22 protein-coding genes are annotated in these 25,417 nt (G+C 42.9%); 15 read left to right on the plus strand and 7 right to left on the minus strand.

From position 1 onward, the window contains the following. Positions 1 to 5 precede the first annotated feature (5 nt). Positions 6 to 518 (plus strand): DinB family protein, encoded by a 513-nt coding sequence (locus tag RM553_RS01565; protein ID WP_311533222.1) that lies wholly within the window; start codon positions 6 to 8, stop codon positions 516 to 518. Here RM553_RS01565 and RM553_RS01570 read toward each other — a convergent pair. The 5 genes from RM553_RS01570 to RM553_RS01590 form a co-directional block, all read right to left on the minus strand. Then, positions 515 to 1,453, minus strand: a complete 939-nt coding sequence (locus RM553_RS01570) for a pyridoxal-phosphate dependent enzyme (protein WP_311533223.1) — start codon at positions 1,451 to 1,453, stop codon at positions 515 to 517. The two genes, RM553_RS01565 and RM553_RS01570, sit on opposite strands and share 4 nt — an antisense overlap. A 137-nt stretch (positions 1,454 to 1,590) precedes the next feature. After that, positions 1,591 to 2,040 carry a universal stress protein gene (locus RM553_RS01575; protein ID WP_311533224.1) on the minus strand — a complete coding sequence of 150 codons (450 nt, stop codon included), beginning with the start codon at positions 2,038 to 2,040 and terminating at the stop codon, positions 1,591 to 1,593. 21 nt (positions 2,041 to 2,061) lie between these two features. Next, positions 2,062 to 2,991: a 2-hydroxyacid dehydrogenase gene (locus tag RM553_RS01580; RefSeq protein WP_311533225.1), complete on the minus strand. Its 930-nt coding sequence runs from the start codon at positions 2,989 to 2,991 to the stop codon at positions 2,062 to 2,064. A gap of 24 nt (positions 2,992 to 3,015) precedes the next feature. Continuing rightward, entirely contained in the window at positions 3,016 to 4,380 is a 1,365-nt protein-coding gene (locus RM553_RS01585) for an acyl-CoA dehydrogenase family protein (RefSeq protein ID WP_311533226.1), read from the minus strand. A 366-nt stretch (positions 4,381 to 4,746) separates the two neighbouring features. Beyond that, positions 4,747 to 5,235 (minus strand): hypothetical protein, encoded by a 489-nt coding sequence (locus RM553_RS01590; RefSeq protein ID WP_311533227.1) that lies wholly within the window; start codon positions 5,233 to 5,235, stop codon positions 4,747 to 4,749. Positions 5,236 to 5,518: 283 nt separating this feature from the next. On the opposite strand from RM553_RS01590, the gene RM553_RS01595 reads away from it, so the two are divergent. Together RM553_RS01595 and RM553_RS01600 are read left to right on the plus strand one after the other, a co-directional pair. After that, the gene (locus RM553_RS01595) at positions 5,519 to 6,388 is read left to right on the plus strand and encodes an SDR family oxidoreductase (RefSeq protein ID WP_311533228.1); all 870 of its coding nucleotides are present in this window, start codon (positions 5,519 to 5,521) and stop codon (positions 6,386 to 6,388) included. 37 nt (positions 6,389 to 6,425) lie between these two features. Beyond that, positions 6,426 to 7,574, plus strand: coding sequence for a Gfo/Idh/MocA family protein (locus RM553_RS01600; RefSeq protein WP_311533229.1), 1,149 nt, complete (start codon positions 6,426 to 6,428; stop codon positions 7,572 to 7,574). 89 nt (positions 7,575 to 7,663) lie between these two features. Here RM553_RS01600 and metK read toward each other — a convergent pair whose 3' ends face one another. Both metK and RM553_RS01610 read right to left on the minus strand, forming a co-directional pair. Further along, positions 7,664 to 8,923, minus strand: a complete 1,260-nt coding sequence (metK, locus tag RM553_RS01605) for a methionine adenosyltransferase (protein ID WP_311533230.1) — start codon at positions 8,921 to 8,923, stop codon at positions 7,664 to 7,666. Positions 8,924 to 9,322: 399 nt separating this feature from the next. Next, positions 9,323 to 9,940, minus strand: a complete 618-nt coding sequence (locus RM553_RS01610) for a hypothetical protein (RefSeq protein ID WP_311533231.1) — start codon at positions 9,938 to 9,940, stop codon at positions 9,323 to 9,325. Positions 9,941 to 10,659: 719 nt separating this feature from the next. On the opposite strand from RM553_RS01610, the gene RM553_RS01615 reads away from it, so the two are divergent. The 12 genes from RM553_RS01615 to RM553_RS01670 all read left to right on the plus strand — a co-directional run bounded on the left by RM553_RS01615 (position 10,660) and on the right by RM553_RS01670 (position 25,240). Further along, positions 10,660 to 11,952 carry an O-acetylhomoserine aminocarboxypropyltransferase/cysteine synthase family protein gene (locus tag RM553_RS01615; protein ID WP_311533232.1) on the plus strand — a complete coding sequence of 431 codons (1,293 nt, stop codon included), beginning with the start codon at positions 10,660 to 10,662 and terminating at the stop codon, positions 11,950 to 11,952. 80 nt (positions 11,953 to 12,032) lie between these two features. After that, on the plus strand, positions 12,033 to 15,413 hold the full coding sequence (gene thrA / locus RM553_RS01620; RefSeq protein ID WP_311533233.1) for a bifunctional aspartate kinase/homoserine dehydrogenase I: 3,381 nt from the start codon (positions 12,033 to 12,035) through the stop codon (positions 15,411 to 15,413). Then, on the plus strand, positions 15,413 to 16,579 hold the full coding sequence (locus RM553_RS01625; RefSeq protein ID WP_311533234.1) for a trans-sulfuration enzyme family protein: 1,167 nt from the start codon (positions 15,413 to 15,415) through the stop codon (positions 16,577 to 16,579). Before thrA ends, RM553_RS01625 begins: the two co-directional genes overlap by 1 nt. A gap of 242 nt (positions 16,580 to 16,821) precedes the next feature. Next, on the plus strand, positions 16,822 to 17,244 hold the full coding sequence (locus RM553_RS01630) for an RrF2 family transcriptional regulator (RefSeq protein ID WP_311533235.1): 423 nt from the start codon (positions 16,822 to 16,824) through the stop codon (positions 17,242 to 17,244). A 118-nt stretch (positions 17,245 to 17,362) separates the two neighbouring features. Continuing rightward, on the plus strand, positions 17,363 to 17,620 hold the full coding sequence (locus RM553_RS01635; RefSeq protein WP_311533417.1) for a DUF2061 domain-containing protein: 258 nt from the start codon (positions 17,363 to 17,365) through the stop codon (positions 17,618 to 17,620). 2 nt (positions 17,621 to 17,622) lie between these two features. Then, complete coding sequence (locus RM553_RS01640) at positions 17,623 to 18,252, plus strand: phosphoadenosine phosphosulfate reductase domain-containing protein (protein ID WP_311533236.1); 630 nt, start codon at positions 17,623 to 17,625, stop codon at positions 18,250 to 18,252. A 12-nt stretch (positions 18,253 to 18,264) separates the two neighbouring features. Continuing rightward, positions 18,265 to 19,164 carry a sulfate adenylyltransferase subunit CysD gene (gene cysD, locus RM553_RS01645; RefSeq protein WP_311533237.1) on the plus strand — a complete coding sequence of 300 codons (900 nt, stop codon included), beginning with the start codon at positions 18,265 to 18,267 and terminating at the stop codon, positions 19,162 to 19,164. A gap of 118 nt (positions 19,165 to 19,282) precedes the next feature. After that, the gene (locus tag RM553_RS01650) at positions 19,283 to 20,527 is read left to right on the plus strand and encodes a sulfate adenylyltransferase subunit 1 (protein ID WP_311533418.1); all 1,245 of its coding nucleotides are present in this window, start codon (positions 19,283 to 19,285) and stop codon (positions 20,525 to 20,527) included. Between the two features lie 187 nt (positions 20,528 to 20,714). Further along, a complete protein-coding gene (locus tag RM553_RS01655; RefSeq protein WP_311533238.1) occupies positions 20,715 to 22,808 on the plus strand; it encodes a HEPN domain-containing protein in 2,094 nt (697 codons plus the stop codon). Further along, positions 22,801 to 23,586: a uroporphyrinogen-III C-methyltransferase gene (cobA, locus tag RM553_RS01660; protein WP_311533239.1), complete on the plus strand. Its 786-nt coding sequence runs from the start codon at positions 22,801 to 22,803 to the stop codon at positions 23,584 to 23,586. The genes RM553_RS01655 and cobA overlap by 8 nt, the downstream gene beginning before the upstream one ends. A gap of 6 nt (positions 23,587 to 23,592) precedes the next feature. Next, positions 23,593 to 24,186, plus strand: a complete 594-nt coding sequence (locus RM553_RS01665) for a precorrin-2 dehydrogenase/sirohydrochlorin ferrochelatase family protein (protein WP_311533240.1) — start codon at positions 23,593 to 23,595, stop codon at positions 24,184 to 24,186. Next, positions 24,179 to 25,240, plus strand: a complete 1,062-nt coding sequence (locus RM553_RS01670) for an NAD(P)/FAD-dependent oxidoreductase (protein ID WP_311533241.1) — start codon at positions 24,179 to 24,181, stop codon at positions 25,238 to 25,240. The genes RM553_RS01665 and RM553_RS01670 overlap by 8 nt, the downstream gene beginning before the upstream one ends. The last annotated feature ends 177 nt before the right edge of the window (positions 25,241 to 25,417 follow it).

Raw genomic sequence — 25,417 nt, forward strand, 5'->3', positions numbered from 1 at the left:
TTTACATGAATACATCAAACAAACCTGAAGTTTGGCTGCGGGGGCCTCTCCCGGAAATTCCCGATTTGCTGCAACCCGCTGCCCATGCGTTGCTGCAATCTGCGGAAGAGGTGCAGCGATATACTGAGGATTTTCCGGAGAAAGAATTATGGACAAAACCTGCGGGAAGGGCCTCGGTTGGCTTCCATCTTCAGCATATCACCGGGGTGCTGGACAGGATGTTTACTTATGCTGAAGGGCAGGCCCTGAGCGACCTGCAATTTGAATACTTACAAAATGAGGGACGGGCTTCAGAAGAAATTAAGGTGGATACACTGGTGAAAGCTTTTAAGGAGAAAGTAGGAGAGGCCCTTGAAATTTTTAAAAACACTCCTGAAGATATTTTAGCTAAAAAAAGGACCGTGGGCAGAAAAAAATTGCCTTCTTCCGTGATTGGTTTGTATTTTCATGCCGCAGAACACAGTCAGCGGCACGTGGGGCAGCTACTGGTGACTGTGAGTGTGCTGAAATTGGGCTAAAACGGCAGTTGGTTTAAATCCACATTCCCGCCAGAAATTACAATCCCCACCTTCCTGTTCCTGAATTTTTCTTTTTCACGAAGCACGGCAGCCAGGGCAGTTGCGCTGGAAGGTTCTACAATAATTTTCATTCTTTCCCATATTAGCCTTAAAGCTTCAATGATTTCAATTTCTTCCACACGGATTATTTCAGAAACATATTGCCTTATGATTGGAAAATTTTTGTCGCCAAGCTGGGTTTTTAATCCGTCTCCTATGGTATTGGTGGTTTTATTGGTTTCAATTTTTCCACTTTGCAGCGAACGATAGGCATCATCAACCTCAAAAGGTTCGGCGCCTATGGTTTTACAATTTTTTCCGAAGAAATGGGCAGCAAGGCTTGTACCCGCAACCAGCCCGCCGCCCCCAACAGGAGTGACGATATATTCCAAATCATTCTGCTCTTCGAGCAATTCCATGGCTGCAGTTCCCTGCCCCAGGATAACATCAAGATCGTTGGAAGGATGTAAAAATGCCGCGCCGGTTTCCCGCATAATTTTTTCCGCAGTTTCTTCACGGTCTTTCAGGGTAGGCGGGCATTCGGTAATATTACCGCCATAGGTTTTAACCGCCTCTTTCTTGACTTTTGGGGCAGAAGAAGGCATCACGATATAAGCAGGGACACCCAGGGTTTTTGCGGCCAGCGAAATTGCTTGCGCGAAATTGCCTGAAGAATGGGTGACCACGCCTTTTTGCTGTTGTTCCTGCGAAAGCTTAAGAATGGCATTAGTGGCGCCCCGCATTTTAAAGGCACCCATTCGCTGAAAGTTTTCACATTTAAAAAATAGATCTGCGCCGGTAAGTTCATTCAACAACCGGGAGGTAAGCACCGGGGTTTTATGGATATACGGCAAAATTCTTTTATGGACCTTTTCAAGTTCCTGCCTGGTGTGCATAAAAATTGTTTTCTGCTAAAATTAAAAATTATATGCTTTTTTCCTGCGGAAGGAAATTAAAGAATTCTGGCGTGAAAAAATAAGGCTCCGCAAGTTTTTTAAGCCTGCGGAGCCAGATAATTAGGACCGGGAATTTGTTATTCTTCATCTATAGGAATGGTAAGAATAGGGATACTGGTATTTTTCAACAACTTGAGCGAAACACTTTCCGATAGAAGATTGTGTAAAAAACTATGTTTATGGGTGCCAACAATCATAAGATCAGACTTCAGCTTTTCCGCTTCTTTTAAGACAGTTTCTACTGTAGAACCCTGAATGAGCAGGGCTTCAGATTCTATTTCCTTATTCAGGAAGGCGTCGCGAAGCGCCTGTAAACTGCGGTGTTCTTCTTTTAGTTCTTCTGCCTTGAAATCCCTTATGTACTGCGGGCCTGGTTTAAAACCTACAAAATCGGGATCTGGTTCGGTAACATGGACAAGCCAGATCTTGGCCCCGTATTTTTCGGCAAGGCTTTCAGCGTAGGCTAGCAATTCTCCCACACTTTCATTAAAATCTACTGCTACCATTATGTTTTTGATCCCTAGCATAGGATTACTTTTAAGCTGGTGTTAATAACCTTTCTTTCTCTCTACCACATTTTTCAAAAGTTCTTCTTCCTTCATATGTTCGTAATTTTCAATAATCTGTGGTACTACAGATTCTGCACTGGTAACGCTGGCAATATGGGGGGTTATTAGAATATCGGGGTTTTCCCAAAACGGGTGCCTTTCTGGCAGGGGCTCTTCCTTGAAAACGTCGAGCGCCGCTCCAGATAAATGCCGGCTGCCAATCATTTCCAGTAAATCATGTTCAACCAGGTGTTCCCCTCGGGCCACATTTATCACATAAGCACCTTTGGGTAATTTTTCAAAAAGGTCGCCGTTCAGGATGTTTTCGGTTTGGGGGGTTAAGGGAAGCAGGCATACGAGAATGTTTGATTTGGACAGAAATTCTTCCAGGCCTTCCTCACCGCAATAGGTGTTCATATCTTTCTTGTCTTTTTCGCTCTTTGCCCAGCCCAAAACATTAAACCCATTTTTGGAAAGTTTTTCACCTACTGCTGAGCCCAGAACTCCTACCCCCATAATTCCAACGGTGACGTTCTGCGGCCGTTTATAAGGGGTGCGGTCCCAGCTTTTCTCCTTTTTCTGCTCTTTATAAATGGATAAGCGCCTAATATGGTTCATCACCAGGCCAAGCACAAAATCGCCCATATCTTCTGTAAGCTGGTCATCTACTACTTTGGTGATGGTAATGTGTTCCGGAAGTTCCTTATCACTTGTGATATGGTCTACGCCGGCGCCCATTGAAGCCACCACCTTAAGATTAGGATAATTCTTAAAGAGGCCGCGGGGGTGATTCCACACCAGCGCAAATTCTACTTCCTCCTTATCATGGTCTTCCGGGTACACGTAAATATTTAACCCGGGATGCTGTTTTTTTAAAGCTTCTATCCATGGTTGCGGGTCTTTGCCCGGACTTACAATTAAAAATGACATTTATTTTCTTTTTTAAATTTAGTATTAGCTCACAAATGCGCTAAAGCCGGTAATGGCTCGTCCCACAATTAATGAGTTTATTTCTTTTGTTCCTTCATAGCTGTAAATTGCCTCCGCATCTGCCACAAAACGGGCAACATCATATTCCAGAAGGATTCCGTTGCCGCCCATAACTTCCCTTGCCCTGCTTACCACATCCCGTGTGCGCATACTGCAATAAACTTTGGCCAGGGAGGCATGCTCATCTGTTAGCATATCCTGGTCCTGCATTTCAGAGAGACGAAAAACCAGTGTTTGCATAGCGGTAAGGTTAGAGAGCATTTCCACCAAATGGTTTTGCACAAGCTGGTAAGACGCGATAGGCCTTCCAAACTGCTCCCTTTCTTTTGTATATTTTAATGCGCTTTCATAAGCGCCACGGGCACATCCCACCGCCTGCCATGCCACACCGGCTCTTGTCATCCTCAATACATTTGCTGTATCTTTAAAAGAATTGGCATTTTGCAGCCTGTCACTTTCAGGGATTTTACAGTCGTTTAAAGTGATAAGGGCGTTCTGCACAATACGCAACGCCATCTTATCTTCCATTTTTTCGGCTTTAAAACCCGGATTCTCTTTTTTTACCAGAAAACCTTTCACCTGGTTACTTTCCACATCCCGCGCCCAGATGATAATCACATCGGCAAAAGTGGCGTTTCCAATCCATTTTTTCTGGCCGTTTAATATCCAATTTTCGCCATCAAATCTACAGGTGGTTTCCAAACCTCCGGCAACTCCCGAGCCTACATTGGGCTCGGTTAAACCGAAAGCGCCTATTTTTTCCAGTTTTTGCATTTTTGGGAGCCATTCCTGCTTTTGCGCCTCACTTCCGCATAAATAAATAGATCCCATGGCCAGGCCGCTGTGAACCCCGAAAAAGGTAGAGATGGAAACATCTACCCGGGCGATTTCCTGCGCAATAATGCCTTCCATTAAAAAAGGCAAATTCGGGCAGCCGTAACCTTCATAAGGAACACCGGTAATATTAAGTTCTTTAAACTTTTCTATAATTTCCATGGGAAATTTTGCACGGTTCCAATAATCATTGGCTAAAGGCCTCACTTCCTTTTCCATAAACTCCCGCACCTTTAGTTGTAGCTTTTTTTGCTCGGGGCTTAAGCGTTCATCAAGATTATAAAAATCGCCATTTACAGGAGGCAGTTCATGCTGCTTTTTGGTGCGCTTTGTTTTTAACATTTTCATCAGCCCCTGCAGTTGTCGCTCGTCTAGAGTGCCCAGTGTTTTCATTGCTTCAGAAAGGTCTATCTGCTCATTTACTTTTGCTAACTGGTCCAGATCGACCGATTTTAAGAGGTTAATGGTGTCTCGCACCTTTCCGAAGAATGACATACTATAATTATTGGTTATTTTTAAAAATACCCATTTAAAGCCTTGCGAGTTGTTAAAGCTTTCCGAAGAAAAAGTCAAAAAAGAATAGCATGTTTTGCTTAGGTAAAAAAAGCTTTTAACGCGGAAAAAAGTTCAAAGGAAATAATAGGAGTTTTAGGCAGATTACTCGCAGCGGCTTTTTAAGGTATACTTAAATTTTTAGACTTAATCTATAGAAGATTTATAAAAGCTAAATCCAGATTGTAATCGAAACGAGAAAGGCTGTTTTGCCTCGGCTCTAGCAACCAGAAGGTCTGCTCGAAACTTTTTAGTGCAAAATTAATTATTGGAAATTAAAGTATTAGCAATCCTGCTAGGAGAAGTGCTTTAATAATTAATAAATACTTCTGCTTCGTCACTTATTTTTTCAAAGGATATGATTACAGGATAGTCGTTTCTTGAAATGCCGCCCATAAGCTTCAGCGTCATCTTGTTCTTCCTCAAATGCAGGATCTCGAAAGCTTCCACAAACATTAATCCACCGGAATAAAATAAGTAATAACTGTCTTCCCCTTTGTGCCATTGCCCGCCTTGTTTGTGGATGTTGCGATAGCAGTGGCCTTCTTCAGTTTCTTCATAAACTTCCAGTTGGAAAAGATCATACGCAAATTCCCATTTGCTTCTGCGAAGGCATTCACTTTCATCATCGGTTACACTACGTATAATTTTTCCGGCATCATCAAGATACTGTTTTTCAATAGGTTTCCATACCCCGGGCATGAGAACTTCCGGATCTCCTACTTCATCTTCTTTTGAACATGAATTTAAGAAAAGGCTGAAAATTACAGCAACGACACATAAACAGGATGATTTCATAATTTTAAAAATAGGTATTGCACTAAAAGATGAAGTGCGGTATCAGTGGCCTAAAATACTTTTTTTTTTGAAGATCACGTATTGCTGTTAAGGAATGAAGTTAATTTTTAGTGTTGCGTCTTCTTAAATTCCAGATTAGCTGTTATATCAATTTTAGTAAACTTTTAGCGAAGCCTTTTAAAACTACTCCTGTTAGATAGCTAAATTTGTTAGAGACTTTATTGTATAACAGGATGTTACCGCTGTTAGGTCAACAGTCTTATTAACCAAAAAATCAAATGTTATGAAAGATCCACAGGAAAAATATTCAAAACCACCATTCCCAAAAGAAAAACAGGATGAACCGGGAAAAGAGGAAGAAATGAACCCAAAGGTAGATCATGGGGAGAAATCTTACAAAGGTTCGGGCAAACTGGAAGGTAAAAATGCCATTATTACCGGAGGAGATAGCGGAATTGGCCGTGCAGTGGCTATCGCTTATGCCCGTGAAGGCGCCAATGTCCTTATCTCTTATCTTGAAGAAACAAAGGATGCTGAAGAGACGGCAAAATATGTGGAAGAGGCCGGAAGAAAAGCAATACTTATGGCAGGCGATGTGGGAGAGGAGGAACATTGTAAAAAAATTGTGGACCGTGCTGTAGAAGAATTCGGGCAGATTGATATCCTGGTGAACAATGCGGCTTACCAGATGGCACGGGAATCTTTGCAGGAAGTTTCAGCTGAGGAATGGGATTATACCTTTAAGACCAATATTTATTCCATGTTTTACCTGATTAAAGCAGCAGAGCCACATATGAAGCCGGGTAGTGCCATAATTAACACTACCTCTATTAATGCCTACCAGCCAAATCCCCTGTTGCTGGCATACGCAGCTACAAAAGGTGCTATCCAGAATTTAACGGCCAATCTCGGCCAGGTGATGGCAGACAAAGGCATAAGGGTAAATTGCGTGGCCCCGGGACCTATCTGGACTCCGTTAATTCCGGCTACTATGCCCGGGGACAAAGTGAAAAGCTTTGGGAAAAGTACCCCGATGAAACGTCCCGGGCAACCCGCTGAACTTGCTGCAAGTTATGTTCTTCTGGCTTCGGAAGGTTCCAGTTACATGACGGGCTCCACCGTGCAGGTTACGGGGGGAAGGCTTACAATTTAATAAGTATATAAATCCCCTCAAATTTAAATCAATTGCAATGGAAAAGAAAAATGACAAACCAAAAAAAGAACAACGGAGGCGTTTTATAAAAGGCGCCTTTGGTATCGGGGGAATAATGTTAGGTTCTCCAATGCTTTCTTTTATGTCTGCCCCGGCTGCTGGAGCCGGGCGTAAACAGAAGGAGAAACTGGGAATAGCTTTGGTGGGGCTCGGCAACTACAGTACAAATCAACTTGCCCCGGCACTGCAGGAAACCAAAAATTGTTACCTGGCCGGGATCGTTACCGGCACTCCTTCAAAAATAGACGACTGGACAAAAAAATATGATATTCCGCAGAAGAACGTCTATAACTATGAAAATTTTGATGAGATCGCGAATAATGATGATATAGATATCGTATACGTGGTTCTGCCAAATGCTATTCATCCCGAATTTGTAATAAGGGCGGCAAAGGCAAAGAAAAATGTGATTTGCGAAAAGCCCATGGCCACCAATGTGGAAGATGCCCAAAAGATGCTGGATGCGTGTAATGAAAATGGAGTCCGGCTGGCAATTGGATATCGTCTTCATTTTGAGCCTTTCAATAAGAGGGTGATGGAGTTTGGACAGCAGCAGGTTTTTGGCAAGGTGAAAAGTATTACCGCGAATAACAGCAGTGATATGACCAGCAATAAGCCGAATATCTGGCGGTTGGATAAAGAACTTGCAGGGGGCGGCCCGTTGATGGATCTTGGGATATATGCCGTACAGGGTGCGGTTTACACCATGGGAAAGCCACCCGTTGCGGTAACTGCAGCGTATGGGGAAGTAACAAAACCTTTATATTTTCATGATGTGGAGCAATCCATTCACTGGGAGCTGGAGTTTGAAGATGGAGTGAAGGCACAGAGCAACAGCAGTTATGCTGAAGAGCAGAATGAACTTTCTGCCGAGGCTGAAAATGGCTGGTGGAAACTTAGCCCGGCTTATGCCTATGAAGGCAAAAAGGGAGAAACCAGTGAAGGAAAAATGGATTATCCCAACATTTATGAGCAGGTAAAGCAAATGGATAGCCAGGCAGCAAGCTTCAGGAAAAATGAGAAGTCCATAGTTCCAGGAGAAATGGGAGTACGCGATATGAAAATCTTAATGGCTATCTACGAATCTGCAGATGCGGGAGGCAAGAGAGTGGAGATTCAATATTAATTCTTTTTATTCAGGAAAAGAAAAACCTCACAGGAATCAAAGTACTGTGAGGTTTTTTATATTAATTTATAGCAATCCCAGGCTAAAGATTACTCCAGCCCAAAAACTTCCTTAATCTTATCTACATAATCCAGCTTTTCCCAGGTAAAAAGCTCCACTTCTTTTTTTACTTCTCCCGAATATGGACTTCTGAACACCTTGGTGATTTTTCGTGGTTCTTTTCCCATATGGCCATAAGCCGCGGTTTCCCTGTAAATCGGGTTCCTAAGATTCAGTCGTTCTTCTATGGCAGAAGGTCGCATATCAAAAATCTCCCCCACCTTTTTCGCAATTTCTCCATTGCTCATATCTACCTTCGATTTTCCGTAGGTGTCCACAAAAATAGAGGTAGGTTCCACCACGCCAATAGCATAGGAAACCTGAACCAGAATTTCGTCAGAGAGTCCTGCCGCTACGAGGTTCTTTGCGATATGCCGTGAAGCATAGGCGGCTGAACGGTCTACTTTACTGGGATCTTTGCCAGAAAAAGCTCCCCCTCCATGCGCGCCTTTCCCACCGTACGTATCCACAATAATTTTTCTACCGGTTAGGCCCGCGTCTCCGTGAGGGCCTCCAATTACAAACTTTCCGGTAGGATTAATATGGTATTTGATATTATCAGTAAACAGCTTCTGAACGTATTCCGGCAACTGTTCTTTCACCCTGGGGATAAGAATCTCGATAATATCTTTTTTGATCTTCTTCAGCATTTCCTCATCATTCTCATCAAATTCGTCATGCTGAGTAGAAACCACAATGGCCACTATTTTCTGAGGCACATTATCATCGCTGTATTCTATGGTTACCTGGCTTTTTGAATCGGGTCGCAGGTACTGTATCTCTTTTCCCTCTCTTCTTAATTTGGCAAGTTCAATAAGGATCCTGTGGGAAATATCAAGGGCCAATGGCATGTAATTTTCTGTCTCATTGGTGGCATAGCCAAACATCATTCCCTGGTCACCGGCACCCTGCTCTTCTTTTTTTCCGCGGTCCACACCCTGGTAAATGTCCTGGGATTGTTCATGTATAAGGGAAATCACCCCGCAGGAGTCGCCGCTAAACTTATAAGCCCCTTTGGTATAGCCTATATCATTAATTACTTCCCGGGCAATGTTCTGCACATCCAGATAAGTGTCGCTGCGCACTTCACCGGCCAGAACCACCTGTCCCGTGGTCACAAGGGTTTCACAGGCAACTTTGGAATTTTCATCAAAGGCAAGGAAATTATCTAAAAGAGTATCGCTAATCTGGTCTGCAATTTTGTCCGGATGACCTTCAGAAACACTTTCTGAAGTAAATAAATACGCCATGTTTTCTTTTTTAGTTTAAATTAAACAGAGGCGGAAGTGACGTGCAAGGGCTACAGAAGTACATTACTGCTTTAGCATTTTCAACCGGAGCTGTTCCGGTGTTAGGGTTGCAATCAGTCAAATCTTTCCCTGTAATTAAATCGCTTACAAATGTATAAAAATAGTTTAGATTCAAAATTGCTTTAACGGGATTTTATAGGTATGGGCGCTGCCCTCGCCGGAAATGTTGCCCGGTTTCGTGATAAGGCGGGCTCGGGCCAGGCTTTCGCGGCTCGCTTTTTACAGTTAAAAAGCTGTAAAAGAGCTCAAACAACCGCTCAATCCTTAGCGCAAATAAAAAAACTTTCCCCGTAACAGGTACAGGGAAAGTTTTTTAGCTAACTGGTAAAATAAATTTTCTTAGTCAAAGTCTTCAACAGCGTCTTCTGCGTTGGATCTTGGCAGGAAAATTTGAACGCCTACGGTAAGACCAAGGGAATTCTGGTAATCTTCATTGCCGCCGCCTGCAAGTCCGTTATACTTTAAACTCGTTTCAAGCGCAATGCTCTCGGTGAGGAAATAAGAATATCCTGGCCCAAATCCAAAGGCAAAACCATTGGTTGTACTTCCGCCAGAAACATTTCTTCCGGCAATACCCGCGTTGGTTTCAATAAAGAATTGTCCTGCAGGCACGCTATCTTCAACTCCGGCTTCTCCAGGGCTAATATAATAACGGGTCAGGGCCTGTACCCCATAAACAAAAACTCCATCCGAGCCTTCGCTGGCCTTATAATGCCCAAGGTTAACAATTCCACCCAGAAGAAAGTTGTCGGTTAGCATATAACCCGCTTTTGGACTAATGCCAACATCCCATCCGGCGCCGTCATTCAAGCCTACATTAAGCCCGAACAAGCCATTACTTGCGGGATTTACAAGGCCATTTCCCAAGTCGGCACCTAACATAAAGTTACCTTCCTGTAATTGTGCCTGGGTAATTCCAAAGCTTAAAAACAAAATCAGTGTAAATACCTTTTTCATAATTGTGATTTTTTAAAATTTGCGAATAAACAATTTTGAAATGTAAAGGTAAGGACCACATAGCGCCTGCATGATTTTTTATAAATATCTTAGCAAGATTTTAATAGTTCTCTTAATGCTCAGGAAGCCTTATGGGGCGTATGTTCCAGTTGTTAAAAGAGCTGTATTTTAAGCGCCTTTTTTCTTCATTAATGCGGCACATAGAAGGAAAATCAAAAATAAATTTGCATATTAAAATTTTCTGTGCTTATCTTTGCTTTATAGTCAAACGAGAAAATGAAACAGTTTATTTGCAATATGATGATGTGCATGATGGGGAGACCTTCCGCAGCGCACATTTTTGCATAAAATTGAAAAAATAAATGTAAAAAGCCGCTGCCACCGCAGCGGCTTTTTTGTTAGAATAAAATCGATTATATCGAGAGCAGGAACTTGAAAAAAAGTTCTACAGATTAATTAAATATTTAAAACTATTCAATGATGAAGATGGCAATAAAAATAATGTGCGGCATGATGATGCAGGTGATGTGTATGCGTCGCATGAAAAGCTATTGCCAAAACTCGAGGATGTAAATTAGTTTATATAGTTCAATTCGAAAGTCCCCTTGGTAATAGCTAACCAGGGGGACTTTTTTTTGTATAGAACTTTATGCTTCCTGAAAAGATCTGAAAGGATTCGGAAAAAATAACAAGAACAACAACATTTAAAAATTTATATCATGAGTAATCCAAAATTTTCAACCAACGCCCTTCACGCAGGTCACGATGTAAACGCTAACGGCGGCACAAGGGCCATCCCTATTTACCAGACCACTTCGTACGTGTTCAACAATTCACAACACGCAGCCGATTTATTTTCCCTTGCAGAACCGGGATTTATCTATACCCGGCTCAATAATCCCACCAACGATATCCTGGAACAGCGCTTAGCAGCACTGGAAGGAGGGATTGCCGCTGTGGTCACCGCCTCGGGCACAGCCGCCATTAACACCACCTTGCTTACCTTGCTTAAAACAGGAGATCATATCGTGGCTTCTAACAGCCTTTACGGAGGTACTTATAACCTGCTTAGCGTAACCCTGCCAAGGCTGGGGATCGAAACTACTTTTGTAGACCCCGGCAATCCCGAAAACTTTAAAAAGGCGGCAAAGGAAAATACCCGTGCCTTTTTTGTAGAGTCCCTGGGAAATCCAAAACTGGATGTGCTTGATCTTGAGGCGATCTCTGCCGAAGCCAAAGCTCATAAAGTTCCTTTTATTGTGGATAATACGGTGGCTACACCTTATCTGTTAAATCCTATTGAATATGGGGCAGACATCGTAATTCATTCCCTTACCAAGTACATTAATGGCAACGGGACATCGCTTGGAGGAGTGGTGATAGACGCCGGAAAATTTGACTGGGCCAATGGGAATTTTCCAGAATTTACCGAACCTTCGCCAGGGTATCATGGGTTAGTGTATCACGAAGCCCTTAAAGAAGCTGCTTTTATCGCGAAATTAAGGATTGAAGGTTTGAGAGACCACGGCGCGGCCTTAAGCCCTTTTAATGCTTTCCAGATCCTTCAGGGGCTGGAAACACTTAAGGTGAGGATTAAACAGCATAGTGAAAACGCGCTGGAACTGGCAAAATGGTTAAAACAACAGGAAGAAGTTACCTGGGTAAATTATCCCGGGCTGGACGATAACAAATACAATAAACTGGCAAAAAAATACCTGCCCGAAGGCCAGAGCGGGATAGTGACCTTTGGGGTGCAGGGAGGCTACGAAGCCGCCCGTGTGGTAGCCGATGAAACAAAGATTTTTTCTTTGCTTGCCAATATCGGGGATACGAAGTCCCTTATCATCCACCCAGCCAGTACCACCCACCAGCAGCTGGATGAAAAACAACAGGCTTCTGCAGGGGTGACGCAGGATCTCATCAGGCTTTCTGTAGGGCTGGAAGATCTCGAAGATTTAAAAGCCGATTTAAAAGAAGCGTTTTCAAAAATTGAAAAAAAGGCATCGGTTTAATTATTTGTTGGTTGGAAGCTTAGGGAAAAAGAATCCAAATTATTCCTTTTTCCCTTCTGGCTTCCTCAAAAAAGAAAAATATGCTTGAAGAAATTCGCATAGGGAACTTCAAAAATTCGGCAGGGACAGTTCAGGATATTCCGCTTTCTTACGAAATCTTTGGCCAGCCGCTAAATACTGCGCCGGTGGTAATGATAAACCACGCGCTCACCGGAAATTCCAATGTGGCGGGAGCTGATGGCTGGTGGAAAGAAATTGTTGGGGAGAAAAAATGTATCGATACCAGGAAATACACCATTCTGGCGTTTAATATTCCCGGTAATGGCTATGATGGCTTTATTATCGAGAATTATAAAGATTTCGTAGCCCGGGATATCGCCCAGATTTTCCTTCTTGGCCTGGAAGAATTAAAAATTGAGAAATTGTTCGCTTTAATTGGAGGTTCGCTTGGCGGCGGTATCGCATGGGAAATGGCAGCGATTAATCCTGCAATTACCCAAAATTTAATACCCATTGCTACCGACTGGAAGTCTACCGACTGGCTTATTGCCAATTGCCAGGTGCAGGAATTGTTCCTGAATAATTCTAAAAATCCCGTGCACGATGCCAGGATGCACGCGATGTTGTGTTACCGCACGCCGGAATCTTTTAAATCCCGCTTTAAACGAAGCACCAATGAAGAGCTACAGGTTTTTAACGTTGAAAGCTGGTTGCTGCATCACGGCAACAAGCTCCAGGAACGTTTTCAAATTGGCGCTTATAAGCTCATGAACCAGCTTCTAAAAACCATAGATGTTTCCCGCGGCAGGCCTGAGTTAGATAAAATCCTGGAGCGAATCGAAGGGAATATTTCTATTATTGGGGTAGATTCCGATCTTTTTTTTACTGCGGAAGAAAACAGGGAAACGCATCGGCAGCTCGCGCAAAGCAGCAATAAGGTTACCTACAGCGAGATCCATTCTGTTCACGGCCATGACGCTTTTTTAATTGAAGCCAGGCAGGTGGAGCAGATCATTTCCGGGATTTTTCAGCAGGGAAGTAAGCTTAAAATTGTAAAATTCGGCGGTAAATCGTTGTCCAATGGCAATGGTATCAAAGCGGTACTCGATATTATTGAAGATAAAATTAAAAAACAGGAGCGCATAGGCGTGGTGGTTTCCGCCAGGGGAAAAACAACCGATCAACTTGAAGAACTGCTGGAAATGGCTGCTTCCAACCAGGATTATACGAATGCTTTTAATAAATTCAAGAAATATCAAACTGGTGGCTATGATGCCTTAGATTTTTCCGAAGAATTTAAAAATATCGAAAACCTTCTGGAAGGTGTGCGTTTGCTGGGTGATTACAGCCTAAAGGTGAAAGATCACCTACTTGCGCAGGGAGAAATATTATCGGCTAAATTTATAACTGAAATCCTGAAGCAACGAGGCCATCAGGCAAATTTCACCGATTCCCGCAAGCTTTTAAAGACTGACGATAAATACGGCAGTGCCCAGCCCATCGAAGCAGTTTCCAAAGAATATTTTCTGAAGCATTTTGAACAGCATAACGGGCAGACGGTAAATATTATTACCGGTTACATTGGGGCAACACCAGGTGGCGAAACCACTACCCTAGGTAGAAACGGCAGCAATTATACCGCGGCGCTTATAGCCAATTATCTGGATGCGGAAGAGCTGCAGAATTACACTCACGTAGATGGAATTTTCACGGCCAATCCCGACCTGGTTCGAAGTGCGCAGCGTATTGAGGAGCTTTCTTATAGTGAAGCAAACGAATTGGCCAATTTCGGGGCGACCATCCTGCATGCTAAAACCATTATTCCTTTAATAGAGAAGAATATTCCGCTGCGGATTTTAAATACCTTCAATAATGATAACCAGGGAACTTTAATTACCGCCAAGCCTACAAAGGAAGGCATCAGGTCGTTATCGGTTCTTGAACATAATTCCCTGCTGAACCTGGAAGGCCGCGGACTTTTAGGAAAATCTGGTATCGATGCAAGGATTTTTCGGGCCCTTGGAGATAGCGGAATTAGCGTGAGCATCATTTCGCAGGGTTCTTCGGAAAGAGGGATCGGGCTTGTGGTAGATGCCCAAAATGCCCATCGCGCGGTAAAGGCCCTGGAAAGGGAGTTTGAAAGCGATTTTTATTCCAAAGACGTCAATAAGATTTCGGTGGTAGATGATGTTTCGGTAATATCGATTGTTGGTCAGGATCTAAGTACGTTTCATAAGCCTTATAATGCGCTCATCAGGAACCAGATCGTGCCGCTGCTTTTCAATAATACTGTTACCGGGAAAAACGTAAGCCTTGTGGTGAAGAAATCGCAGCTGCATAAAGCGCTGAATGTTATTCACGGGGAAATTTTTGAAGTTTATAAAAAGATCAATATTGCCATTTTTGGCCATGGAAATGTTGGCGGAACTTTAATCGACCAGATTTTGCATTCTGCAGCTTCAATCGAAGACAGGAAAAAAATTAAACTGAATGTTTTTGCGGTTGCCAATTCCAGAAAACTTCTATTGGATTCCGAAGGCATTTCCGAAGACTGGAAAGAAAAGTTGCAATTATCAGAAAAAGCGTCTTCGGTTTCAGAAATTATAGATTACGCGCGGCTGCATCATTTGGAAAATCTTATCGCCATAGACAATACGGCCAGCAAAGACTTTGTTCAGCAATATCCAAAGCTGGTTAAAAATGGCTTCGATCTAATTTCTTCCAATAAAATCGCAAATACCCTCGATATGGATTTTTACAGGAATTTACGAGAAGACCTGGAAAAAAACCAGAAGCGTTATCTTTACGAAACCAATGTGGGAGCAGGCCTTCCACTTATTGATACTATAAGGATTTTGCATCTTTCAGGAGAAAATATTACCAGGATAAGAGGGGTCTTTTCAGGGACCCTAAGTTATCTTTTCAATACATTTTCTTCGGAAGACCGGCCTTTCAGCAGCGTAGTAAAAGATGCAATTGATAAAGGCTTTACAGAACCTGATCCTCGTGAAGACCTGAATGGAAATGACGTTGGCCGAAAACTGCTAATTTTGGCACGAGAGCTGGATTTACAGAACGAATTTGAAGATGTGAAAATTAAAAATCTGGTGCCGGAAGATTTAAGAGGTGGAGAAGCAAAGGATTTTATTGCCAATCTGGAAAAACTGGATAAAACCTATCAAAAAATAAAAGAACAACAAGAACCCAATCATGTCTTGCGATTTATTGGAGACCTTTCCGGAGATTTGCAGCAGGACAAAGGCGAGCTGGAAGTCAGTTTAACCTCTGTTCCCGCAGATAGCAGCCTGGGGCAGGTTAAGGGCGCCGATTCGATTTTCGAGATTTATACCGAATCTTATGGCGACCGGCCTATTATAATCCAGGGTGCCGGTGCTGGTGCCGCAGTAACCGCAAGAGGTGTATTTGGGGACATTTTAAAATTATCAGAAAAAATAGCTTAATGGAAAACTTTGAAACAATAGCCGTAAGAACTCAAACTGAAAGAACCCAGTTTCAGGAGCATTCCACGCCTTTATATCTCACTTCAAGTTATGTTTTTGAAGATTCTGAAGATATGAGGGCCAGTTTTGCGGAAGAAAAGGAACGCAATATCTACAGCCGTTTTACCAATCCCAATACTTCAGAATTCGTAGAGAAAATCGTGAAAATGGAAGGAGCAGAGGCTGGTTATGCTTTTGCCACCGGGATGGCCGCGGTATTTTCAACATTCGCCGCCTTGCTGAATAGTGGAGATCATATTGTTTCTGCAAGATCTGTTTTTGGTTCTACCCATGGCTTATTCACAAAATATTTCACAAAATGGAATATTTTGCACAGCTACTTTAATGTAAACGAACCCGAGACTATTGAAGGTTTAATTAAACCGGAAACCAAAATATTATTTGCCGAGTCGCCCACAAATCCCGGAGTGGATATTCTGGATTTGGAATATCTGGGCGAAATTGCCAAAAAACATGACCTGATTTTGATTATCGATAATTGCTTTGCCACGCCATATATTCAGAATCCCATGAAATATGGAGCTGACCTGGTTATACACTCTGCCACTAAATTGATTGACGGGCAGGGAAGAGTGCTTGGAGGAGTGACTGTTGGAAGAGAGGATCTGGTGCGTGAAATTTATCTTTTCAGCAGAAATACCGGCCCGGCACTCTCGCCATTTAATGCCTGGGTTCTTTCCAAAAGTCTGGAAACGCTTCCGGTAAGGCTAGAAAAACATTCAGAAAATGCATTGAAAGTTGCAGAATTCCTGCAAGATGTTCCGCAGGCAGAAAGTGTAAAATATCCGTTTTTAAAATCACATCCGCAATATGAAATAGCGAAAAAACAGATGAAGCTCGGGGGGAATATTGTCGGTTTTCAGATTAAGGGCGGGCTGCATGCCGGCAGAAAGTTTATCGACAAACTGGAATTATGTACCAGATCGGCAAATCTCGGTGATACACGGACTATTGTAACCCATCCTGCTTCAACCACACATAGCAAATTATCTTCCGAAGAATTAGAGGCAGCAGGAATTTCAGAAGGTTTGGTTAGGATTTCGGTTGGGCTTGAACATGTAGATGATATTATTGCCGATTTGAGACAGGCACTTGGTAGTGTGTAGTTTTTAGTTCTTAATTAGGAGTGAAGAATGCCATCACTTTTTTTGTAAAACGATGCTCCTTCATTTTCAAAGGGGAGGTCGCCTAAGGCCGGAAGGAGTGCTGGGAAGTTGAAAGTTATAAAGTTTAAAAGTTAATAAGAAAAGTCAGGATCAGGAGACAGGAAGCAAGAGCAATAAATCCATGAAAACTCAGAACTCGACACTTGAAACTTTAAATTTTAAAATTTGGCTATCTTCGCGCTATGCTGTCAAAAAAGACAAAATACGGGATCAAAGCTCTTGCATTTATTGCGAAACAGCCAGGAAAGAAGCCGGTACAGACTTCAGAAATTGCCAGGAGTGAGAACATTTCGCAGAAATTTCTTGAAAGTATTCTGCTGGAATTACGAAAATCGGGCTTCCTTGGCGCAAAAAAAGGCAAAGGCGGTGGCTACTATCTTATCAAGGAACCTGAAGAAATCAAGATGACTGCAGTAATCAGGGTTTTGGAAGGGCCAATTGCGATGGTGCCCTGCGTTAGCCTTAATTATTATGAAAAGTGTGACGACTGCCCAAGTGAGGAAACCTGCTCGGTACACTCATTGATGATCCAGGTTAGGGACAGTACCCTGAAGGTATTGGGAGAGAATACTTTGGCAGATTTGGCTGTAAAGGAGCAGGAATAAGAATTTAATGTTAAAAAGTATAAATTAAGCAGCGATTAATTGGTGTAATGAAAAATGAAAGTTATTTTTGCTTAATAACCTACTAGCCCGATAGGGTATTAGATTAATGTGAATGACCATGCTTATGTTCCTGGAAAAATCTAAAGAAAAAAAGAGCTATAAAAAAGATAAGACATCAGAAAAGCCTCTGCGCAGTATAGCCAAGACTATAAGCTGGAGAATAGTAGGAACAATGGATACGGTGGCCATCTCCTGGATACTTACGGGACAAATAGAAACGGCTCTGGCAATAGGTTCGGTAGAACTGGTAACAAAAATGATACTTTATTTTGGGCACGAGCGGCTTTGGAATATGATAAACTTTGGAAAGGAATAGTTATGAAAAGGTATAGCGAAAAAGAACTTAAAATCTTAAACCAGCAGTTGAAGGGAATCACTCCTGCTGAGATCGTGCAGTGGATTATGTCCAATGCTGAAAAACCTGTTGTTACTACTAATTTCAGGCCGTACGAAGCCGCTATTCTGCATGCCTGCGTAAAAATAGACCCTGCTGTAAAGGTTATCTGGTGTGATACCGGCTACAATACGCCACAAACTTACCGTCACGCCAAAGAAGTTATAGACCTGTTGGGGCTGAATGTGAAATTGTACACCCCAAAGCAAACCGCAGCCTACCGGGACGCCCTTTTTGGAGGTATTCCGCAGGTGGACAGCCCGAAACATGAAGAATTTACCCGCCAGGTGAAACTGGAGCCTTTTCAGCGGGCAATGAAGCAGCAGCAGCCCGATGTGTGGTTTACGAATCTAAGGAAAGGCCAGACCTCCTTCAGGGACAGCATAGAAATTCTTAGTTATAGTAAAGACGGTGTTTTAAAAGTGAGCCCCTTTTACCATTGGAGTGACGAGAAGCTGGATGTTTACCTGGAAGAGCATGGTTTGCCAAATGAATTTAAGTATTTTGACCCGACAAAAGTTTTAGCCAACAGAGAGTGTGGACTGCACGCTTAAAAAGAATATATAATGAACCCAATTTTAAATCAAAATACCTTAGAAAGCGAAGCTATTTACATCTTTAGAGAGGTGGTGGCCCAGTTCGAAAACCCGGTGTTGCTCTTTTCCGGAGGGAAAGATTCCATAACCCTTGTTCGGCTGGCGCAAAAGGCATTTTATCCCGCAAAAATTCCTTTCCCCTTACTTCATATCGATACCGGCCATAATTTTCCCGAAACTATAGAATTCAGGGACAGGCTCGTGGAAGAGCTGGGGCTTCAGTTAATTGTACGAAAAGTACAGGACGATATAGACAATGGAAAAGCTGTAGAGGAAACCGGCAAATATTCCAGCCGTAATTCCCTTCAAACCAACACGCTTCTGGATGCCATCGAAGAGTTTAAATTCGATGCCTGCATTGGCGGGGCCAGAAGAGATGAGGAAAAAGCCAGGGCCAAAGAAAGGATATTTTCAGTAAGAAATGATTTTGGCGAATGGGATGAGAAAAATCAGCGCCCCGAGGTATTCGATATGCTTAACGGGAGAATTGATATTGGCCAGAATGTGAGGGTATTTCCTATTTCAAACTGGACCGAGCTTGATGTGTGGAATTATATAGACCAGGAAAAAATAGAAATTCCTTCTATTTATTTTGCCCACGAAAGGGAGATTTTTGAACGGGACGGCCTTATCTGGACAGCTTCAGAATATGTGTATAAGGAGGATGATGAAATTACCGAAACCCGCAGCGTGCGTTTCAGAACCGTGGGAGATATTACCTGTACCGCCGCGGTAGAATCTAAGGCCGATACCATTCAGAAAATCATTGCTGAAATCAGGGAATCTTCAATTTCCGAGCGAGGCGCGAGAATAGATGATAAGCGGTCCGAAGCGGCAATGGAAACCAGGAAACAACAAGGCTATTTCTAAAACCACTAAGGAAGGTTTTAAACGTGTATAAACGATAGACATTTTAAAAATGAAATTATCAACTAATAATAAAGCCCAAAATGCTCCCTCTCCTTCGGAGAGGGCAGGGGGAGAGGCCATGGAAGTTTTAAAAATAGCAACAGCTGGTAGTGTAGACGATGGAAAAAGTACTCTTATTGGAAGACTGCTTTACGATACGCAATCCCTTACCTCAGATAAGATTGAGGCTATAGACAGGAGCAGCCGCAAGAAAGGCCTTGATTATCTTGATTTCTCCCTGGCTACAGATGGTTTGGTGGCAGAGCGCGAGCAGGGTATAACTATAGATGTGGCGCATATCTATTTTTCCACCAAGAAAAAAAGTTACATTATTGCCGATACTCCCGGGCATGTGGAGTATACCAGGAATATGGTGACCGGCGCTTCCACTTCGCAGGCTTCAATTATCCTTATCGATGCGCGTAAAGGGGTGATAGAGCAGACTTACAGGCATTTTTTCATCAACAACCTGCTTCGTGTAAAAGAAGTGATTGTGGCGGTGAATAAAATGGACCTTGTAAATTATTCTGAAGATGTTTTTAATGAAATTGTTGATGATTTCAGGAAGCTGCAGGAAAAAAGCGATTTTAAAGAACAGAAATTAACCTTTATCCCGGTAAGCGCGCTTTGGGGAGAGAATATTGCTGAAAAATCTACCGCAATGTCCTGGTACAACGGAGACACTGTGCTGGAACATCTTGAAAACATAAAAGCTGAAGATTTTCAGGAAGAAGCGCAGGCCCGTTTTGCGGTGCAAACGGTAATTCGCCCAAAGACGGAAGATTATCACGATTTTAGAGGGTATGCCGGGAAGATCAGCGGAAATAGCCTGAAAGTAGGAGATGAGGTTACCGTACTTCCTTCTCTTACCACTTCCAAAATAAAGGAAATTTTCTTTTTCGATAAAAAATTCCAGGAGGCGCCCGCGGGCAGTTCCGTAACCATAACCCTGGAAGATGATATTAATGTGGCTCGAGGGAATACGCTGGTGAAATCTTCAGAAGTCCCTCAACAGGCAAAATCGCTTAATGCCACCGTTTGCTGGATGGACGGGAAACCCCTGGTGCCGGGCACCAAGTATGTGCTTCAGCATAATACCAACGGGATCCTGGCGAAAATTGATAAAATTGAAGGGCATATTTCCACAAATTTCGGTGGGATAAGTGAAGCCTCTTCTCTTGGCCTCAACGAAATAGGGCAGGTTTCAATTAAATTAAGCAAGCCTATTTTTGCCGATAATTTTGAAGAAAACAAAGCCAACGGAAGGTTTATTCTGATTGACACTCAAACCAATACCACCGCGGGAGTAGGCTTTATTAGGTAAGACTGGATTATGGATATTATGAAGAAATCATCATCAATGTACATGTGCATGCGCTGCAAAGCCAGCACTTAAGAAGCTGTTTTATAAAAACGATTTTATAAAAGGTTCTTTTAAGTGCAAAAACTAAAAAGGACCTTTTTTATTAAATACCTGTTTTACAGGCAACAAAATTAAATACTTATTCACCATGCAAAGTTTTAGAACCGAAATCGAGAATCCTGTTGTTGAGAAAGACATCATAGATTTAGAGAAGAAGATAAGGCTCTTCCGCGAGGGAAAAGCCGATGAAGAGAAATTCAGGAGTCTGCGCCTTGCCCGTGGGGTTTACGGCCAGAGACAGGCGGGCGTGCAAATGGTTCGCATAAAACTGCCGTTTGGTAAAGTTACTTCTGAACAGTTGCACCGTATTGCAGATGTTTCTGATGAATATTCCCGCGGAAGGCTGCATATTACCACCCGCCAGGATATCCAGATCCATTACGTAAGCCTGGACCGCACACCAGAGCTTTGGGCGCAGCTGGAAAGAGATGATATCACCCTGCGTGAGGCCTGCGGGAATACTGTAAGGAATATTACAGCTTCCCCCACTGCCGGGATAGACCCAAAAGAAGCTTTTGATGTGTCTCCTTATGCGCATGCCGCTTTCCAGTTTTTTCTGCGGAACCCTATCTGCCAGGAAATGGGGCGTAAATTTAAAATGTCTTTTTCAAATTCTGAAGAAGATACTGCCTTGAGTTATATCCACGATCTTGGGTTTATTGCGAAGCTGAAGGATGGCAAACGCGGGTTTAAAGTTATGCTTGGTGGCGGTCTGGGTTCTCAGCCACGGCATGCCGATGAGCTTTATGATTTTCTTCCCGCCGAAGAGATCATCCCGCTTATTGAAGGAGTGCTTCGGGTTTTTGACCGTTACGGTGAACGGGCCAAAAGGTTAAAGGCCAGGATGAAATTCCTTATTAAGGATATTGGAAAAGAAGCTTTTATGGAACTGGTGGAAGAGCAAAAAACTGCCCTTTCCCAAAAACAGCCAAAATTTGAAATAGAAAAATTTGAAGCTGCGCCGCCACTTCAGGATATTGAAGTGCCTTCAGTAGAAATTGAGGACCAGAAAGATTTTGAATCCTGGAAAAATACTAATGTTTCTGCGCAAAAGCAGGAAGGTTTGTTTGCAGTGGGAATCCGTGTTCCGCTAGGCGATTTTTATACGGGAGGGGCGAGAAAACTAGCCGATCTCATAAAAAAATATGCAGGCAACGAAATAAGGTTAACTCTTAGACAGGATATTCTAATTCGCCATGTAAGGGAAGAGTTTCTGCCGTTTTTCTATTCAGAATTAAAAAAACTGGGCTATGCCGAAACCGGTTATAACAAAACCGTAGATATTACCGCCTGCCCGGGGACAGATACCTGTAATCTCGGTATCGCCAGCAGTACAGGAATTGCCGATGTGCTGGAAGATGTTTTAAAGGAAGAATACCCGCAATTTGTGAATGGCCGTGACATCACGATCAAGATAAGCGGATGTATGAATGCCTGCGGCCAGCATAATATGGCTGAAATAGGCTTCCAGGGAATGTCTGTAAAAGTTGGTAAAACCGTAGCGCCGGCCTTGCAGGTACTACTTGGGGGCGGAACTTTAGGAGACGGTAACGGCCGGTTTGCAGATAAGGTAGTAAAAGTACCAAGTAAAAGGGGCCCAGAAGCACTAAGGCTTTTGCTGAACGATTTTGAAGCCAATTCAGAAGCAGAAGAAAAATATGCCGAATATTATGATCGCCAGGGCAAAACTTATTTCTATGATTTGCTGAAGGATCTTGCTGATACTTCCAATCTCACTGAAAATGATTTTGTGGACTGGGGCCATGAAAAGCCATACATAAAGGCAGTTGGTGTTGGCGAATGTGCCGGCGTGGTAATAGATCTTATCGCAACCCTGTTATTTGAAAGTGAGGAGAAAATAGATAATGCCAAAAGCGCGCTGGAGCGAAAAGACTGGGCAGATAGTATTTACCATTCCTACACTTCTATTGTAAATTCGGCTAAGGCGCTTTTACTGGCCGACGATGTAAAAACCAATACGCAGGCGGGAATCATTTCCCAGTTCGACGAGCTGTTTGTAGATACCGGAAAAATTGAATTATCTACTTCTTTTAAGGAATTCGCTTACCAGATGAATGAAAACGAACCTACAGAGGCTTTCGCAAAAAAATATCTTGAAGACGCGCATTTGTTCCTGAAAAGGGTGGACGCTTATAGAACAAAGGAGGTGCAGCATGCTTAATTCACCAAGATTAACAGTAGTAGGCGCAGGCCCGGGAGACCCGGAATTAATTACCATTAAAGCTGTAAGGACTTTAGAGTCGGCGCAGGTGGTGCTTTACGACGCGCTTATCAACCGGGAATTGCTGGAATACGCGCCCCAGGCCGAGCATATATTTGTGGGGAAACGAAAGGACAAGCATCGTTATTCACAGGAAGAGATAAACGAACTTATCGTAAAATATGCGCTGGAAAGAGGCCATGTAGTAAGGCTGAAGGGAGGCGATCCGTTCATCTTCGGAAGAGGTTCCGAAGAAATCGACTACGCCAGGAAAAACGGACTCGAAACTGCGGTAGTTTCAGGAATCACTTCATCTATTGCTGTTCCCGCGAATGTTGGGATTCCGCTAACGCAAAGGGGAACATCAGAAAGTTTCTGGGTAATTACCGGCACCACAACTCAGCGTAAATTATCTGATGATGTTCGGCTGGCGGCACAATCTACCGCAACGGTTGTGATTTTGATGGGAATGGGAAAGCTGGCTGAAATTGTGGAAATTTTCAGTCGCTTTGGGAAAGAAGATGTTCCTGTTGGCGTAATTCAGAATGGAACCACGCTAAATGAAAAATCGGGCTTTGGTACCATAAAAACCATTGAAAAAGTAGTTGCTGAGAAACAATTAACCGCACCGGCAATTATCGTTATTGGCGAGGTGGTAAAGGAAAGAAATGAATTAAAGGCAGTTCTGGGAAATGCGATTGAAGAAACAAAATTGATAAATTCCCCCATCGGGGGCTAGGAGGCTATGGAAGAAAGAAATGAATTATACCCCGTTTTTCTGAAAGTCAACAAACTGAATATCCTGGTTGTTGGCGGCGGAAATGTGGGGCATGAAAAACTGCATTTTCTGTTCAAATCCAGTCCGAATGCTAATGTAGAAGTGGTTGCGAAGTGGTTTCTGCCAGAGACTGAAGAGCTGGCTAAAAAGCACGGTGCAAAATTGACAAAAGGCAGGTACAAAAGGAAATATTTAAAGAAAAAGCATTTCGTGATTGCCGCCACTAATGATTCAAAGCTGAATAAGCGGGTTTACCGGCATGCAAAAAAACGGTATTTGCTCGCAAACATTGCCGATACGCCGGAGTTGTGTGATTTTTATATGGGCGGAATTGTAAATAAAGGGCATGTGAAAATTGCCATTTCCACCAATGGAAAATCGCCTACCACGGCAAAAAGGCTGCGACAGTTTTTTGAGGAAGTAATTCCTGAAGATGTAAACCGAATGGTTGAAAATTTAAATGAATATCGGAAATCCATTAAAGGCGATTTTGAAGCTAAAGTGGAGCAAATGAATAATATAACCGAATCCTTAACAGTAAAGAAAGAGCAAAATGATTAAAACAGATATCCTGATAATAGGAGCAGGACCAACCGGATTGTTCACCGTTTTTGAAGCGGGATTGTTAAAATTAAAAACGCACCTGATAGATGCTTTGCCACAGCCGGGAGGCCAGTGCTCAGAGATCTATCCTAAAAAGCCTATTTATGATATTCCGGCCTTTCCGGAAATTAAAGCCGGCGATCTGGTAGATAATCTGATGGAGCAAATTAAACCTTTTGAACCCGGTTTTACCTTAGGAGAACGTGCAGAAACTTTAGAAAAGCAGGAAGACGGGACTTTTATCGTAACCACTAATAAAGGAACACAGCATCATGCGCCTGTAGTGGCCGTTGCAGGTGGCCTGGGGTCTTTTGAGCCAAGAAAACCCCCTATTAAAAATATTGCAGATTATGAAGATAAAGGTGTTTCTTACTTCATCAAAGATCCGGAAGTATTTCGTCATAAAAGAGTGGTAATTGCCGGAGGAGGAGATTCTGCCTTAGACTGGGCGATTTATCTGGCTGATGTTGCTGCGGAAGTCGCACTGGTACACAGAAGGCAGGAATTTCGTGGAGCGCTGGATTCGGTAGAAAGGGTTTCTGAACTGGCAAAACTTGGGAAAATAGAGATGATCACCAATGCTGAAGTTGTTGGCCTTAGGGGGGAAGATAATCTGGAGCAGGTGGTAATTAGGCATAAAGATGAAGCCCGTGGCGAAGAATTAAGGGAAGTAGACGATTTTATCCCGCTTTTCGGGCTCTCGCCAAAACTCGGGCCTATTGGCAGCTGGGGACTGGAAATTGAGAAAAATGCCATAAAAGTCGATAATTCTTATGATTACCAGACCAACATCCCGGGAGTTTACGCCATTGGCGATGTTAATACCTATAAAGGAAAACTGAAATTAATACTTTCTGGTTTCCATGAAGCGGCCATCATGTGCCAGAGTGCTTACCAGAGAATCTATCCGGATAAGAAATATATCCTTAAGTATACTACCGTTGGAGGTGTGGAAGGATTTGACGGCAGTAAAAAAGAAGCTAAAAAAGAAGTTGTTCAGAGTATAGGTTAACCACCACGGCCTTCGGCCATCCTGAGCGACAAGTCATTCAGGCGGGCCTCCTTGAAAAGGAGGGGAGCTGATTAGTCTAATTCGGCATAGTTTTTTGAATATATGTTATTTCGAGCCTGCCTTGGCGGCAGACAGGCGCAGTCGGGAAGTTTTATTTAAAAAGCACCTCTCGGCTGC

This window comes from Autumnicola tepida (assembly GCF_031846485.1).
Taxonomy (GTDB): domain Bacteria; phylum Bacteroidota; class Bacteroidia; order Flavobacteriales; family Flavobacteriaceae; genus Autumnicola; species Autumnicola tepida.